This is a genomic window from Mesorhizobium sp. P171375 (genome assembly GCF_057786075.1).
Map to the genome: position 1 here is coordinate 1,479,609 of NZ_JBYNWF010000001.1, position 16,015 is coordinate 1,495,623.

Consider the following 16,015-nt stretch of genomic DNA (forward strand, 5'->3'; position numbering starts at 1 on the left):
AGCAGCAAATTCGCTCTCCTTGCCGCACCGTCCGGGAATAAACCGCCCCCTTCCGATCGGTGGGCCAATGCGCAACAGCAAGGCAACCGCGGTCGCTACTTTCGGAGCGGTGCCCGGGCGCTCATGCCGCGGAGGCGGTCGGGATGCGGTGGGGTTGCTCCGGTGTATTTTCATTAGGCACAAACGGCGATGATACGGACGGCAAGGATTCAGCCGGCAAGGATTGCGGAGAGGAAACGTCAAGAGCCGGATCGAGTTGCGCCGGATCCGTCGCGCGCTCCAGCGCAACACGATCGTAAAGCGCATCGAGAAATGCGCCTGCGGGTTCGGCCGCAAACATGGTTTCCGCCGTCCTGCGGGCTTGGCGCCGTAGCGGCGCCATCAGTTCGGGGTGGCCGATATAGGTCTTCAACCGGTCAATGGCCAAGCAGGCAAGACGCTCGACTTCATCGCGGAAATATTGGGCAAAATTCGCGTCGCCGCGGAAGTCGTATCCCGGGTTCCACCAATCACCGACCTCGTTCAGCTTCACTGGCAATGAAATCCCGTTGACGCCGTCCTCGAGGAATTCCGGCAGAGCGCAGACCCCCGTCCCAAGAACCGGAGTGTGCTCGGACATCGATTCCAGTGCAGAGTACCCAAACGTATCGCCGAACGTGGCGAGGATGCCGAAATGCGAATTGCGCAGCAATTTTCGCACCGCCTGGTTTGGCAGCGCCCCGTGATGTTGGACATTCTTCAGTCCGAGCAGCTTCAGATAGGGGTCGAAGAACCCTGGAGCTGTCGGGTCTGTCCATATGGGACCGCCAACCTGGAGACTGGAAACGATGTTCACGCGGATTGGCAAATTCTGCTCCAACGCCTTTTCCGCGATTTTGACTGCAACACATCCGCCCTTGCGGCCGAAATGGGCACCGACGAATGTCAGCACCAGTTCCGCTGCAGTGTCTTGGGACATCGCATCCTCAACCGCGGGCACGACGATATTCGGGTGACGAACCATCAGCTTTGCGGTCAGGAGGTCTAGCTGCGGATTTCCGGCATGCTGGGCCAGAAAACATCTGCGGGCAAAATGCGATAAGGCGATAATGCGGCGGCAGCCGGGGTTCGTGATCCGCGAGACTAGGTATCGCGCCATAAGCCCGCGTTTGCGAAGCGCGAACTGCCGCGGCAAATGGGATTCGAATGACATGATGTACTTCGAGGAATTGACAGGTATCCGGTTGAACGCATGCACCATGTCAACGGACAGAGCAGGTTCAATCAGTGTCACACCTTCCAGCTTCGACGAGACCAGGTTGAACGGCAGAAATCGCTGTCGCACGATCGTATGTCGGGACGCTCGCGGCGTAACGAAACTGGTCGGATACTTGTCGTCATAGACGGCAATACGAAGAGACTTGCCCATACAGCACCCACCCGTATTTAAACAGTTGGCATCAGGGGTCTTCGCAAGTTATTCTAAAAGTGCAGCTGAGCTGCCATGCACTCATCATCCCGCACTGCAGCAGAATGCAGCGCGGATCCCCTGGCCAATTCAAAACCCCAACTTCCCTAGGGTGAATTCAACATCATTTTTTGTTGCGGTGCAACACAATATTAGCAATTGGTTTACCACGATCACCGACATCGGAGTTTTCATGGTCGGCGTGATCGGATCGCGATTTTGCCGCGCACGGGGCAAAATTGCCCGAAACTGCCGGCTCCGCAGGTCGTACCATTTTCTGCGGCTCACCTGGGTAGCCACTTTTTGCGCGCCACCGACTTCCGGCGATATTTGTGCGGCGCGGTAGAGGTGGCTAATTTTGCTACGGTGCACCAAAAATGTTGCGATGCAGCAAAAGCTGCGTTAGCATTCCTATGGGTGGGCCAACAGCGGTCGAGTTTTCATGCTGCATGTCTTGTACCTTGTGCACGACGTTTCCGACCCGGCCGTGCGCCGGCGGATCATAATGCTCAGGGCAGGCGGCGCGCGGGTCACATTGGCCGGCTTCCGTCGGACCACAAATGCTGTTCCCGACGTTGAGGGGCTGCAGCCGATCGACCTTGGCGCGACGCGTGACGGCCGATTCGGCCAGCGCATGGCGGCGGTCGCCAAGGCGGCGCTGTCGATAGGCTCGAAGTTTGGGGCGATGCCGAAGCCCGATCTCATCATCGCGCGCAATCTGGAAATGCTGGCGCTGGCCAGACGTGCCAAGGCAGCCTTTCGCGGCGGCGTGCCGATTGTCTACGAATGCCTCGACATCCACCGCCTGGTGCTGCGCAACGACATGCTGGGCCGGGCGCTGCGCACCGCGGAACGATATCTCGCCCGCGACGTGAAGCTTCTGGTGACCAGCTCGCCGGCCTTCATCGCCAACTATTTCAAGCCGTTCGGGCAAGTCGCGGCGCCGGTGGAGCTGGTCGAAAACAAATATTTCGAAATCGCGCCGATCTCCACGGACGATCGCCTGAAGGCCGAAAACCCTGTCGCGCCGCCATGGCGCATTGGCTGGTTCGGCGCGCTGCGCTGCCGCCGCTCGCTCGAGCTGCTGGCCGATTTCACCCGCCGCCAAGGCGGGCGCTTCGAGGTCGTCCTGCGGGGCCGTCCGGCACTGTCGGAATTCCCGGATTTCCACGCTTTTGTCGAAGCCGAGCCCTATCTCTCTTTCCGCGGCCCCTACCGCAACCCGGAGGACATGGCGGCGATCTACGGCGAAGTGCATTTCTCCTGGGCCATCGACTTCTTCGAGGAAGGGCAGAATTCGGAATGGCTGCTGCCCAACCGTCTCTATGAGGGCTGCCGCTTCGGCGCCGTGCCGATCTCGATGGGCAACACCGAGACCGGGCGCTTCCTCAACCAGCAGGACATTGGCGTCCTGCTGTCCGACGCCACGCCGCAGACGCTGGAAACCGCGCTCGGCCGCATGGACCAGGAGCGTTTCGGCAAGGCCAAGGCGCGAGTTCTGGCCCGCAATCCGAGGACATGGAGCTACGACCGCAGCGACTGCCGCGCTTTTGTCGACCGGCTGCGCGGCCTGGTGGTTTCACCCGGCTCCTTCGTCACCGAGGCACTGGCTTAGGGGTGATTGGCGATGACAAAAATACAGGGCGCGGGAAGGCACCGATGACGCAAACGAAAGCGCTTCCGCCAAGCCTGATCGTTATCCCGTGCCTGAACGAGGCGACGCATATCGGTGCATTGCTCGAGCAGTTGCAGCCAGCCGCCGCAAGGCTCGGCGCCCGCATCGTCGTTGCCGATGGCGGCAGCACCGACGGCACTTTGGCCATTGTCGAGGCGGTTGCGGCCGGAGATCCCCAAGTCATCCTCCTGCACAACCCAGAGCGCATCCAGAGCGCCGCGATCAACCTCGCCGTCGCCAGCTACGGCGCCGGCGCCGAATATCTGATCCGCATCGACGCCCATGGCGGCTATCCCGCCGATTATTGCGACCGGCTGGTCGAGGAGGCGCTGGCCACATCAGCCGATTCGGTCGTCGTCTCGATGCTGACCAGCGGCAGCGGCGTGGTGCAGAAAGCGGTCGCGGCGGCGCAGAATTCCAAATTGGGCACCGGCGGCTCCAAGCACAGGCACCTCTCGGCCGGCGAATGGGTCGACCATGGTCATCACGCGCTGATCCGGATTTCGGCCTTCACCGCGGTCGGTGGCTATGACGAGACCTTCAGCCACAATGAGGATGCCGAGCTCGACTACCGGCTGCGCCAGGCCGGTTATCGCATCTGGATGAGCGGCAAGACGCAGATGGTCTACTATCCGCGTTCCTCGCTGAAAGGCCTGTATTTCCAATATCTCGGCTATGGCCGCGGCCGCGCCAAGAACGTGCTCAAGCACCGCATGATCCCGAAGGTCCGGCAGATGATCCCGCTGCTGGTGGCGCCGGTCGTTCTTCTCGCGGCATTTTCCTTCATCCACTGGCTGGCGGCGGTGCCGCTGCTGGTCTGGGCCTCGGTGTGTCTCGGCTATGGCGTGTGGACCGCGATTGCCCAGCGCAACCCCAACAATGTGCTGACCGGCATTTCGGCGATGGTCATGCATTTCGGCTGGTCGGTCGGGTTTTGGCTGCAACTGCTCGGGGCGCGATCGCAGCGCAAGGTGGCGTCATGAGCATGGCCTCGAGGGATCGCCGCATCGATATTTGCGTCTGCACGTTTCGCCGGCCGGAACTGGCCGACACGCTGCGCTCGCTCGCTGCCATGAACATGCCTGCCGGCTTCGGCATCGGCGTCATCGTTGCCGACAATGACGACGAGCCGACCGCCGAGTCGCTGGTGACCGAGCTGGCGCGGGAATTGAAGCTGCTGGTCCGCTACCGGCATGCCCCGGCACGCAACATCTCGGTCGCCCGCAACGCCTGTCTTGACACCAGCACGGCGGATTTTGTCGCCTTCATCGACGACGACGAAACCGCCTCCGCGCAATGGCTTGCCGAGCTGGTCGCCACCGCCGAGACAAGCGGCGCCGAGGCCGTGCTTGGTCCGGTGCGGGCGCTCTACCGCCCGGATGCGCCGGACTGGATGCGCAAGGGCGATTTCCATTCGACCTTGCCGGTCTGGGTGCGGGGCGAAATCCGCACCGGCTACACCTGCAACGTCCTTTTGAGGATGAGCGCCAACAGCCTGCGTGACCGGCGTTTCAGCCTGGCGCGCGGCCAGAGCGGCGGCGAGGACACCGAATTCTTCGATCGTATGGTCAAAGCCGGCGGCCGTATCGCCTTCGCACCGGAAGCCTGGGTCGAGGAAGTGGTACCGCGTTCGCGAGCCGCGTTCGACTGGCTGCGCCGCCGCCGCTTCCGCTTCGGCCAGACGCATGGCCACCTCATCGGCCAAAATGCCGGTGTCGTCAGGCGCTCGAAGGATGTCGGCCTTGCCTCGGCCAAGGCTGCCTACTGCTTTGGCATGGCAGCACTGACGGCGATCAGCCCGGTCCGCCGCAACCGCAGCGTGCTGCGCGGCATCATGCATGTCGGTGTCGTCAGCGGCCTGGTCGGCATCAGCGAGATTCGCCAGTACGGCCTCATCTCACCGCAGCAGGGGGGCAAGCGTGCAGCCTGACGTCTCCTTTGTCATCGCCGCCTACAATGCCGCGGCCACGCTCGACCGGGCGATCGTAAGCGCTACCGCCCAGCGCGATGTCAGCGTCGAAATCATCGTTGTCGACGACCAGTCGCGTGACAACACACTCGACGTCGCAAGAGCCTACCCACAGGACCTCGTCCGCGTCGTCGCACTGCCCGCAAATCGCGGACCCGGCGGCGCCAGGAATGCCGGGCTCGAGCTGGCTTCCGGCCGTTGGGTCGCGGTGCTCGATTCCGACGATGCCGTCCTTCCCGGCCGGCTTTCCGCCATGATCGCTCGGGCGGAAAAGGCAGGCGCTGTCATCGCCGTCGACAACCTCCAGGTGGTGCGCGAGGACGGCGTTGCCGAAGCGACGATGTTCCCCGCCGAATATCTGGAAGGCCTGCGTGAAATCACGCTCGCCGACTACATCGCCGGCAACATCGTTTTCGAATCCACGTTCAATCTTGGCTATCTCAAGCCGATCTTCCAGCGCCGCTTCCTGACCGAAAACGGGCTCAGCTATGATGAAAATCTGAGCATCGGCGAGGATTACATCCTGCTCGCCAATGCGCTGGCCAAAGGCGGCAAATGCGTGGTCGAGCCGACGACCGGCTATATCTACCACATCCGCACAGGCTCCATCTCGCGTGTGCTCGAGCTTCATCATGTCGAGGCGATGCGCAAGGCCGATGCGGTCTTCGCAGAGACGAATTCGATGGACGCCGCGGCCGCGGCCGCCTTCGCCAGGCGCGCTCGCAGCCTGCGCAAGGCGGCATCGTTCCTGTCGCTGGTTCAGCACATCAAGGCGCGCTCGCCGTTGAAGGCGATACGCACCGCGCTAAGTGATCCGGCGGCTGTCGGGCATATGTCGATGCCGATCGCCGTCCGGCTCAGGAGGGTGGCGGCACAGTTTGCCGTGGGGACGGGGAGATGAAGCATGCGGGCCAAATTTTATAGCCGGCGATAATTGGAAATCTTTTCTCAGAAGGAATACCAGATGCAGAAAGTCAGGAAGGCAGTCATCCCGGTGGCGGGGCTTGGAACACGGTTCCTGCCGGCGACCAAATCGATGCCCAAGGAAATGCTGCCCGTAGTCGACCGGCCTGTCGTCCAATATGCGGTGGACGAGGCGTTCGAAGCCGGCATCGAGCACATCGTGTTCGTCACCGGCCGCAACAAGGCTGTCATCGAGGACTATTTCGACCTGCATCCCGAATTGATCGGAACGCTTGAGCAGACCGGCAAGAAGACCCAGCTGGAGGCGCTGGAAAGCATGCTGCCGGTGGCCGGCGCGACCAGCTTCATCCGCCAGCAGTCGCCGCAAGGCCTCGGCCATGCGGTGTGGTGCGCGCGCGAAGTCATCGGCGACGAGCCGTTTGCACTTCTGCTGCCCGACATGGTGTCGTTCGGCGGCCGCGGCTGCCTCGCCGAAACCATGGATCTCTACCGGCAGACTGGCGGCAACGTCATCGCCGTCGAGCGCTGCGAGCCGTCCGAGACCAGCAAATACGGCATTGTCGGCCGGGGCGCCGAGGTCGGCAACGGCTTCGAGGTGACTGCGATGGTGGAAAAGCCGGCGCCGGCCAACGCGCCGTCGAACTATTACATCAACGGCCGCTACATCCTGCAGCCCGAGATATTCTCGCTGCTCGGCAACCAGCAGCGCGGCGCCGGTAACGAAATCCAGCTTACCGACGCCATGGTCCGCCTGGCGAAAAGCCAGTCTTTCTATGCCCAGCCTTTCAACGGCCGCATGTTCGACTGCGGCTCCAAGGAAGGCTTCATTGAGGCCACCATCGCCTTCGCGCTGGCGCGCGACGACATGAGGGGGCCTGTGCTGGAAATGCTGCAGGCGTTCGTGCGGTCGCACGAGCGTCAGGAAGTGGCCGCATAATGTCCATGTTTCGAGGGCATATGCGTTTGGACGATGGCGCAGCCCATGCCTGCGCGCCTGGCCGCTCAGGTTTCACGCCAGATGGCATGAAGCTTGCGTTGCATGCTTTGCCCCCGATCTCCGCAGCTTCGGAAGAGATGGGGCCTGACCCCGTCTCGCTCCGGCGCCTGTAACCTAGAATTGGACCGAAGATGAATTATGCCAGCTTTCCTCTCGACAAGAGGATGCCATTGCCCAACACCGATCAGGAAAAGGGTGAAGATTTCATCGACGTCGAGCGCCTGCTTGGCATGGCGGCGCGGCAGGTCAAGGTGGTGGCGGTCTGCGCCATCATCGGCCTGTTCATGGGCGTGCTTTATCTGCAGACCACGCCCAAGCAATACATGTCGGTCGCCAGCGTGCTGATCGACGAAGGCCTGAACAAGGTCGTCGACGACATCTCGGCTGCATCCGTCACCATGCAGACCGACGCCGCCCTTCTCAGCCAGATCGAAATCATCAACTCGGCGCGTCTGGCCTCAGTGGTCGTCGACAAGCTGAAGCTTGACCAGAACGCCGAGTTCATGAACCCGCCGCAATCGGCCCTGGCCAAGGGCATCGGCTTCGTGCGCGGCGTGGTCGGCTATTTCCGCTCCAGTTCTGCCGACCAGATTCCCGGCATGGAAAATGTCGATGAAGCGACACGCCAGGCTATGATGCTGACGGCGCGCCATGACTATGCCGTGCTGAAGCTGCAGAGCGAAGTGCTGGCACAACGCACCGGTCGCAGCTATGTGATTGCGATCGGCTACCAATCGACAAATCCGGCGCTCGCAACCGCCATCACCAAGGCCTATGCCGACGCCTATCTCGCCGACCAGCTCAACGCCAGCTTCGACGCCACCGAGCGCGCGGCGGTTTGGCTGCAGGGCCGGTTGACCGAGCTTCGGCAAAACTCACAGGCAGCGGCGCTCGCGGTCGAGAAGTTCAGGTCCGAGCACGGCCTGGCCGCCAACAGCGACGGCCAGCTGATCAGCGACAAGCAGATCGCCGACCTCACTGCCCAGCTGATCGTCGCGCAGGCCGATACGGCGCGCGCCAGCGCCCGCTACCAGCAGTACAAGGCCATCGTCGAAAGCGGTTCCGAAAACGCCTTCAACGATTCCGCCATATCGAGCGACCAGCCGGCGAGTTCGGTCATTGCAACGCTCAAGACCCGCTATCTCACAGTTGCCAAGCGTCTGCAGGACGTGACGGCCAATTTCGGCGCCGAGCATCCGCAGGCCGTGGCGCTGGCCAAGGAGAAGGCCGATCTGTCGACACAGATTTTCGGCGAGTTGAAGCAGCTGACCGAAAGCTATCGCAACGAATTTGAGGTCGCTCAGTCGCGCGAGACGGCGCTGAGGCAGAAGATCGCCGACGCGGCTGGCAAGAGCTCCGTCGACAACCAGAGCCAGGTCAAGCTGCGCGAGCTTGACCAGCAGGCGCAGGCGCTGACCACGCTCTACCAGACTTTCCTCGGCCGCTATGAGGAAGCCTCGCAGCAGCAGTCCTTCCCGGTCGGCAAGGTCCGCATCATTTCGGATGCATCAGCACCGCTTTCCGCTGCGAGCCCGCGCACCTCCAGGGTGCTGGCGCTTGCGCTGGTGCTTGGCGTGCTGCTCGGCGCCGGCTTTGGCGGCCTGAACGAGTTCAACGAGCGGTTCTTCAGGACCGGTGAGGACGTTCGTGATCGCGTCGGCCTCAAATTCCTCGGCTATCTGCCGACGATCGGCGGCAGGCTGAGCAAGGATGCCGATGACGGGCCGGCGGATGCTAAAAGCACCAACACCTTGTCAGCGGCCGAAAAGCGGGCGCGCATGCGGGTCAGCGTCGATGCGCCGGCATCGATGTTCTCCGAAACGCTTCGCAACGCCAAGATCGCCTTCGACGTCGTCATGGAAGGGCAAGGCAGCCGGGTCATTGGTGTGATCTCGATCCTGCCCGGCGAGGGCAAGTCGACAGTTGCCGCCAATCTGGCCGGTTTGCTGGCTGCAAACGGCTCGAAAACCCTTTTGATCGATGCCGATTTGCGCAATCCGGGTCTCAGCCGCAACCTCGGCATGGAGGCCGAGCAAGGGCTGATGGAGGCGGTGGTAAACGGTCAGACCTGGCAGTCGGTCGGCAAGGTCGACCGCCAGACCAAGCTGGCAATCATCCCGGCCGTGCTGCGCGGCCAATTCTCGCACACCAGCGAGCTGCTTTCGTCGGCCGGCATGCGGCGCTTCATCGACAATGCCAAGGAGACGTTCGAGTACATCGTCGTCGACCTGCCGCCGCTCGGCCCCGTGGTCGACGCCAAGGCCTTCGCGCCGCTTGCCGACGGTTTCGTGCTGGTCGCCGAATGGGGCCGCACGCCGCGCGCCATGGTGCGCTCGCTGCTGGAACAGGAGCCCTATGTTGCCAACAAGATCGTCGGCGCCGTGCTCAACAAGGTCGACCTGAAGAAGCTGGCGAAATACGGCTCGCTCGGCGGCTCGGAGAAATTCTTCGACCGCTATTCGACCTACTATCTGGAGAAATCGGACCTGCGGTCGAAGACGGCCGCCTAGAGCAATTCCAGGAAAGTGTGAGCGGTTTTCCCGGAGAAGCGCGTAGCGCTTTCCCGAAGGGAATTGCGTGGAAAAAAGAGATAGAGCAGTTCGCCGTTTCCGTGAAGCGGTCAAATGCTCTGGCTGTGAGTTTCGCGCACCTGAGACGAGGATCGATGCGCGACAAGCGAGACAATAGTCTCACGGATCCAGCGTTGGCCGCTGTGTCCGTGACTGCGCTCATGCCACACCATTCCCACCGCAAAGCCTTCAACGGGAAATGGACAGTCTATCACTTCAAGCTGGTCGGCAGAGCCGCGTACCAGCCGTTCCGGGACCAGCGCCACGAAGTCGGAGTGAGACACGATCTCGGGGACGAGCAGGAACGAAGCCGCAGAGAGCACCACGTTACGCCTGTGTCCGAGAGCTGCCAAAGCACTGTCCACCGGCGTCACGAAGCCGCCGCCGTCCAAGGATACGATCACTTGCTCCAGCTTAGCAAATTCAGCGACCGTGATTCCATCCCGCAGCTGCGGATGCTTCCGACGGCCGATGAGCACATAGCGCTCATCGAACAGATGCCGAGTGCGAAGACCTGGCGGGGCCGCTTGCGGCGTCATGAGTGCCAAATCCACATCACCGCGTGCCATCTGCGCTTCCATCTGCGGCACGTCCAGATTGCGTATCGCGACGCGAACACCGGGCGCTCGCGTCCGGAGTTCCATAACGAGCGGCTTGACCACTGCCGCTTGCAGATAATCCGTACAAGCGATTGCGAAGGTCAGCTTGGCCTTCTTCGGATCGAAGTTCCTGTGCGAGGCGACCGTGGCGCGAACTTGATCAAGGGCTTGGCGCAACGGATCGAGCAACTCCATTGCTTTGACCGTCGGCGTCATCCCCCGCTGGGCAGGGATTAGCAGTAGGTCATCGAACTCATGCCTGAGACGGTTTAGCTGGGCGCTTACCGCTGGCTGGCTCAGGTGCAGTCGGGCAGCCGCCTTCGTGACGTTCCGCTCGACCAGCAGCATCTCCAGGGTAACCAACAGATTGAGGTCCAAGCGCTTGGTATCCATGGAATGGATAGTAGCCGAACATTTCTACGATTTCAAATATAGCTCGGAGCAGCCGAAACTTCGTCGTCTAGGACAGACCCCGTCGCGCTGACTGCTTTAGCGGGCTCTGATGGGGAACGATCGGAAACAGTCTACGCCCTCAAGACTAGGAGAAATAGCATGACCCAAGCCGATAAGCCTTTGATCACTATTGTCGGTGCCTCGAGTAAGCAAGGCCGCAGTGTCGCCGATGCCCTGCTCGATAGTGGGCGCTACCGGGTACGCGCCCTGACTCGGCGCCTCGATAGCCAGCCCGCGCAAGCCTTGGCGCGAAAGGGTGCCGAAGTCGTGGTGGCCCCCCTTGAAATCGGCAGGCAGGCCGAGCTAACCGAGGCTCTGAAAGGCTCGGCCGGTGCGTACTTGATGACGCCGAACATTGTCACGGTGGAGCCAGAGGAACCCGAGTTTGCCCTCGGCAAGGAGTTGGCCGATGCGGCGGTGGCCGCTGGCGTCGAACATGTGGTTTTCAGCTCGCTCGAAAACGTCAGAGCGCGCACTGGCGGCACCAAGTGGGCGCCGCACTTCACGGACAAGGCGAGGGTCGAGGACTACATTCGCTCCTTGCCCGTTCGCAGCTCGTTCGTGTACCTGGCGTTTTTCTACACCAACTTCCTAGAATACTACGTACCTCAACGCGGGAAGGACGGCACAACGTTCGCCATATACTTGCCGCCGGACGCCCCCATGCCGTTCTGTGATCCGCTCACCGCGGCCGGACCAGCGGTGCGCGAGATGTTCGATCACCCGGCGCAATACGCTGGCAAAGCCCTGCCGGTTATCGGCGAGCTTATCTCGCCGCAGGAAATGGTGAACACGTTTGTGCGCGTCACCGGGCAGCCGGCGCGCTACGCCTCCGCGTACTCGCGCGAAGACTTGTTGCGCCACTTTCCGATGTTTGCTGCCAACGAGCCTTTCGTGCGCGAGTTGGTGGGCATGAACGAGTACGCCGTCGAATATGGCTATTTCGCTCCCGAGCGCGACTTGACTTGGAGCCGTAAAATCGATCCGCATGCATTGACATGGGAGCAGTTCCTAAAGCGCAGCAAATGGCAAGGCGACCTGCTGTCCTATGGCGCCACCCCTGAGGCCGAGCTTGCGCCGACCTGAGAGCAGCGAAGCCGTGCTCGCGCTATGACGGCGTTGCGGGGTGTTCTTCCGGAATTGCCGCAAAAGACTTGGAGCGGCCCGAACCGCGCTATCTCTTTGTTTTTACGCAATTCCCTTCGGGAAAGCGCTACGCGCTTTCTCCGGGAAGACCGCTCACACTTTCCCGGAATTGCTCTGGCTAAGGCACTTGCCCTTGATTCCCGGACGACAGCAGCCGGCCGTACTTGCCGGCGATCCTGACGGCGGTCAGCCGGCCAGTGTGAAAGGCGCCGGTGTCGATGTCGAGCCGTCGCCCGTCGAGCTTGGGAGTGTCGACCGGCGTGTGCCCGTGCACAACAAAGCGGTCGAGCAGATGGGCGGCATCGAAGAACTCGTCGCGGATGTTGAGCAGATCCTGCTCGTCTTGCGCCACAAGGTCGATACCCGGCCTGATGCCGGCATGGACGAACACGAATTTCTCCGAACAGAGCAACACCGGCAGGCTACGCAGGAAGTCGATATGATCGACAGGGATGACCTCCCTTATGCGCCTGTCGACCTCGTCGCTGGATGCATAGAGGCTGCTGAGTCGCTCCGGGTCGACGCCGTAGGAAAACAGCGTCTCGCGGCCGCCGACCGCCAGCCAGCTGTCCCGCGACAGATAGCCGTCGAGATAGTTCAGCATCGCCACTTCATGGTTTCCCGCCAGGCAGACGCGCAAGAACCCTTTCGGCGACGGCGCCAGCAGATGATCTAGCACGCGCGCCGATTGCGGCCCGCGATCGATATAGTCGCCAAGCATGACGATGATCTTGCGCCCGCGAAATTGCACCCCGTCGAGCGCGATCTTCTCCTCCAGCGACAGCAATTCCTTGTAGCAGCCATGCACGTCGCCGATCGCGTAGACGACGGTATCCTCCATATCCATTTCCAGGCGCTCGCGCGGCGCCGGCCGAGGGGGTCTGGATCGCTGAAACAAGGCCACTGGGCTCGATGCCTGCCAAAAATCGGGTTTCGTTTCCACTGGCGCGCCTTTGTGACGCGCCGCAAACCCGTGGATACATGGCAGGCGTTGGAAATTCCATAACGGCGGCTGCTTTCGCCGCGGGCCTCAAGGCCTGGCGATCAGACCGCCTTGTGGTCGAGCAGCAGCCGGATCCGTGGCTCAGCCGATCGCCACCACGCCTCTGTGCCGGCTCGGCCCCCGCAGCCCGAGTGGTCAGATTCCGATGCCGCGGGCCTTGAGCGCTGCTGTGATCTCGTCGAGGATGACGGGATCGTCGATGGTCGCCGGCATCGTCCATTCTTCCTTGTCGGCGATCTTCTGCATGGTGCCGCGCAGGATCTTGCCGGAGCGCGTCTTGGGCAGCCGCTTGATCGTCACCACCGTCTTGAAGGCGGCGACCGGACCGATCCGCTCGCGCACCAGCCCCACCACCTCGCTTTCGATGGCAGCGGCATCGCGGGCGACGCCGGCATTGAGCACGACGAAGCCGAGCGGCACTTGGCCTTTCATGGCGTCGGCGATGCCGATGACAGCGCATTCGGCGACATCGGGATGCGCTGAAAGCACCTCTTCCATGGCGCCGGTCGACAGCCGGTGGCCGGCGACATTGATGATGTCGTCGGTGCGCGCCATGACATAGAGATAGCCGTCCTCGTCGATCATGCCGGCGTCGGCGGTCTTGTAGTAGCCGGGGAACTCCTCAAGATAGGCCTGCCGGAAGCGGGCGTCGGCGTTCCACAGCGTCGGCAGGCAGCCGGCCGGCAGCGGCAGTTTCACCACCACATTCCCGAGCGTCCCGCGCGGCACTTCATGGCCGGCATCGTCGAGCACCCGGATGTCGTAGCCCGGCATCGGCACGCCGGGCGAGCCGTATTTCACCGGCAGCAGGCCGAGGCCCGCCGGATTGATGGTCATCGGCGATCCCGTCTCGGTCTGCCACCAATGGTCGACCACCGGCACATTGAGCTTCTGTTCCGCCCATTTTATGGTTTCGGGGTCGGCGCGCTCGCCGGCGAGGAACAGCGTGCGGAACTTCGACAAATCGTATTTCGCAACGAACTCGCCCTTGGGGTCCTGCCCCTTGATGGCGCGGAAGGCGGTCGGCGCGGTGAACAGCGCGACGACCCCATGCTCGGCAATTACTCGCCAATAAGTGCCGGCGTCGGGTGTGCCGATCGGCTTGCCCTCGAACAGCACGCTTGTCGCGCCATGCAGCAGCGGCCCGTAGACGATGTAGGAATGGCCGACCACCCAGCCGACGTCGGATGCCGCCCAGAACACCTCGCCCGGTTTGACGCCGAACTCGTTTTCCATCGTCCATTTGAGCGCGACCATATGGCCGCCATTGTCGCGCACGATGCCTTTTGGCTGGCCGGTCGTACCGGAAGTGTAAATGATGTAGAGCGGGTCGGTGGCGAGCACCGGAACGCAGTCGACATTGGCGCCCGCCGCGCGCTCGCGCGCAACGGCGTCGGCAAAATCGATGTCGTAATGGTCTTTTAGCTCGCAGCGCAGCTGGTCGCGCTGCAGGATCAGGCACGCGTCCGGCTTGTGACGCGACATATCGATGGCCTTGTCGAGCAGCGGCTTGTAGGCAACGACGCGTCCGGGCTCCAGGCCGCACGACGCCGAAATAATCAGCTTCGGCTTGGCGTCGTCGATGCGGGTGGCAAGCTCGTGCGAGGCAAAGCCGCCGAACACCACAGAATGCACCGCTCCGATGCGGGCGCAGGCGAGCATGGCGATCGCCGCTTCGGCCACCATCGGCATGTAGATGATGACGCGGTCGCCCTTGACGATGCCGCGGTTCTTCAGCACCGACGTCAGCGCCACCACTTCGCGCTTCAGCTCGGCATAGGTGAATTTCTTGACCGTGCCGGTGATGGCGCTGTCATGGATCAGCGCGATCTGGTCGGCACGGCCGCCGGCGACATGGCGGTCGATGGCGTTGTAGCAGGTGTTGCAGGTGGCGCCGTTGAACCAGCGCCCGTAAACGCCCGCACTGGCATCGAACACGCTGGTCCACGGCGAATACCAGTCGATCGCCTCGGCGGCCTCGGCCCAGAATTTTTCGGGGTCGCGTTTCCAGCCGTCATAGACCTCGTGGTAGCGTGACGCCATCCATTCCTCCCCAGGCAAGTTTGCCGTCTTGCAATAGCCTATGCCGGCTTTCCCGGCCATGCCCCCCAGTTTGCTGTATAACCGATCTCGCCATGGTCACAAATTGCAGGCACCATAAATCGAGTTGAAATCGGGGCAGGGCGCAATGACGTCGCGATACGGGTTTGGATCTGCCAGCCTGGCAGTGCTGTTGTTGATGACTGTTTCCGCCGCCCAGGCCGGCGATGCCGCGGCCCGGCGCATCATCGGCTTCTCGCCCGACGGCAATTATTTCGCCTTCGAACAATATGGTACGCTCGACGCCGGCGCGTCCGATTCAGGTTACTCGGAAATCGAGATCATCGACACTCGCACCGACGAATTCGTCGGTGGCAAGCCGATTCTTATCGTCGATCTATCGGAACAGGCGACGATGACGTTGGAGCAGGCACGGGCGCAGGCGGCAACGCGGGCAGCACCCATCCTTGCCCAATATGCCATTGCCGCACGCGGTGAGCGCACGGCGTCCGACAGGTTCTCCTTCCCGGACGATATCGTCGAGTACAACGACATCTTCCGCCTCGAACAAGCGGCGCAGAAGTGGCTGTCGCCGCTCTATGACGAAACGGAGATCTCGACCATCCAGCTCGATGAGATCCTGGCCGACAGCACGACGGATTGCTCGGCAAGCTTCGACGATGCAAAGCCGGACGATCAGCAAGGTGACAAGGCACTTCAAGGTGACAAGGCACTTCAAGGGGACAAGACGGGCAAGGCGCTCGGCTTCCGCCTGTCCCTGCAGGGGCAGGACGGCAAGCCGTTCAAGGTGCTGCACGAGGACAAGACTGTGCCCGGCTCGCGCAACTGCCCGGCCTCCTACAGCCTCTCGGAATCCTACAAATACACGCCGCCCGGCAAACCGGCCGTGCTGGCTGTGCTGGTGCAGCGTTTCAGCCAGGGTTTTGAGGGACGCGACCGCCGCTTCATCGCGGTGACCGGGTACGCACGATGAGCCGCGGCCTGCCTTGCGGCAGGCAGAAACGGCTTATGCGCCCCGTGAGGCTCGTGTCGGTTATCAGCTCTTAAAGCGGCAAGGCCGCCAGCATCAGGCCGACGCCACCTGCAATCAATATAGCGGCTGCCAATGTCTTCCGATGGCGTTCGAACGCCGTCGGAGCCCGCTCCCAATTGTAACGCATACTCGTAAGTC

At 62.2% G+C, this 16,015-nt stretch carries 13 protein-coding genes; 8 read left to right on the forward strand and 5 right to left on the reverse strand.

The window, feature by feature from the left end:
* Nucleotides 1-121: 121 nt before the first annotated feature.
* Together ACYHH6_RS07265 and ACYHH6_RS07270 are read right to left on the reverse strand one after the other, a co-directional pair.
* On the reverse strand, nt 122-1,408 hold the full coding sequence (locus ACYHH6_RS07265) for a glycosyltransferase family 4 protein (protein ID WP_352582261.1): 1,287 nt from the start codon (nt 1,406-1,408) through the stop codon (nt 122-124).
* 129 nt (nt 1,409-1,537) lie between these two features.
* On the reverse strand, nt 1,538-1,819 hold the full coding sequence (locus ACYHH6_RS07270; protein ID WP_352582259.1) for a hypothetical protein: 282 nt from the start codon (nt 1,817-1,819) through the stop codon (nt 1,538-1,540).
* Nucleotides 1,820-1,889: 70 nt separating this feature from the next.
* Here ACYHH6_RS07270 and ACYHH6_RS07275 point away from each other — a divergent pair, with 70 nt between their 5' ends.
* From ACYHH6_RS07275 to ACYHH6_RS07300, 6 genes are all read left to right on the forward strand, one after another.
* A complete protein-coding gene (locus tag ACYHH6_RS07275) occupies nt 1,890-3,062 on the forward strand; it encodes a glycosyltransferase (RefSeq protein WP_352582257.1) in 1,173 nt (390 codons plus the stop codon).
* A 44-nt stretch (nt 3,063-3,106) separates the two neighbouring features.
* Nucleotides 3,107-4,105 carry a glycosyltransferase family 2 protein gene (locus ACYHH6_RS07280; protein WP_352582256.1) on the forward strand — a complete coding sequence of 333 codons (999 nt, stop codon included), beginning with the start codon at nt 3,107-3,109 and terminating at the stop codon, nt 4,103-4,105.
* Entirely contained in the window at nt 4,102-5,052 is a 951-nt protein-coding gene (locus ACYHH6_RS07285; RefSeq protein ID WP_352582254.1) for a glycosyltransferase family 2 protein, read from the forward strand. Before ACYHH6_RS07280 ends, ACYHH6_RS07285 begins: the two co-directional genes overlap by 4 nt.
* Nucleotides 5,042-5,992, forward strand: a complete 951-nt coding sequence (locus tag ACYHH6_RS07290) for a glycosyltransferase family 2 protein (RefSeq protein ID WP_352582252.1) — start codon at nt 5,042-5,044, stop codon at nt 5,990-5,992. The genes ACYHH6_RS07285 and ACYHH6_RS07290 overlap by 11 nt, the downstream gene beginning before the upstream one ends.
* Nucleotides 5,993-6,055: 63 nt before the next feature.
* Nucleotides 6,056-6,952, forward strand: coding sequence for a UTP--glucose-1-phosphate uridylyltransferase GalU (gene galU / locus ACYHH6_RS07295; RefSeq protein ID WP_352582251.1), 897 nt, complete (start codon nt 6,056-6,058; stop codon nt 6,950-6,952).
* A 191-nt stretch (nt 6,953-7,143) separates the two neighbouring features.
* Complete coding sequence (locus ACYHH6_RS07300) at nt 7,144-9,522, forward strand: polysaccharide biosynthesis tyrosine autokinase (protein WP_352582249.1); 2,379 nt, start codon at nt 7,144-7,146, stop codon at nt 9,520-9,522.
* A gap of 110 nt (nt 9,523-9,632) precedes the next feature.
* On the opposite strand, the gene ACYHH6_RS07305 is transcribed toward ACYHH6_RS07300, so the two are convergent.
* Complete coding sequence (locus ACYHH6_RS07305; protein ID WP_488500414.1) at nt 9,633-10,574, reverse strand: LysR family transcriptional regulator; 942 nt, start codon at nt 10,572-10,574, stop codon at nt 9,633-9,635.
* Between the two features lie 159 nt (nt 10,575-10,733).
* Between ACYHH6_RS07305 and ACYHH6_RS07310 the strand changes: the two genes are divergently transcribed.
* Nucleotides 10,734-11,720 carry an NmrA/HSCARG family protein gene (locus ACYHH6_RS07310; protein ID WP_352582245.1) on the forward strand — a complete coding sequence of 329 codons (987 nt, stop codon included), beginning with the start codon at nt 10,734-10,736 and terminating at the stop codon, nt 11,718-11,720.
* 178 nt (nt 11,721-11,898) lie between these two features.
* On the opposite strand, the gene ACYHH6_RS07315 is transcribed toward ACYHH6_RS07310, so the two are convergent.
* The gene (locus ACYHH6_RS07315) at nt 11,899-12,627 is read right to left on the reverse strand and encodes a metallophosphoesterase family protein (RefSeq protein WP_352582243.1); all 729 of its coding nucleotides are present in this window, start codon (nt 12,625-12,627) and stop codon (nt 11,899-11,901) included.
* 291 nt (nt 12,628-12,918) lie between these two features.
* Nucleotides 12,919-14,826, reverse strand: coding sequence for a propionyl-CoA synthetase (locus ACYHH6_RS07320; protein ID WP_352582241.1), 1,908 nt, complete (start codon nt 14,824-14,826; stop codon nt 12,919-12,921).
* 145 nt (nt 14,827-14,971) lie between these two features.
* On the opposite strand from ACYHH6_RS07320, the gene ACYHH6_RS07325 reads away from it, so the two are divergent.
* The gene (locus ACYHH6_RS07325; protein WP_352582239.1) at nt 14,972-15,817 is read left to right on the forward strand and encodes a DUF2259 domain-containing protein; all 846 of its coding nucleotides are present in this window, start codon (nt 14,972-14,974) and stop codon (nt 15,815-15,817) included.
* Nucleotides 15,818-16,015 lie beyond the last annotated feature (198 nt).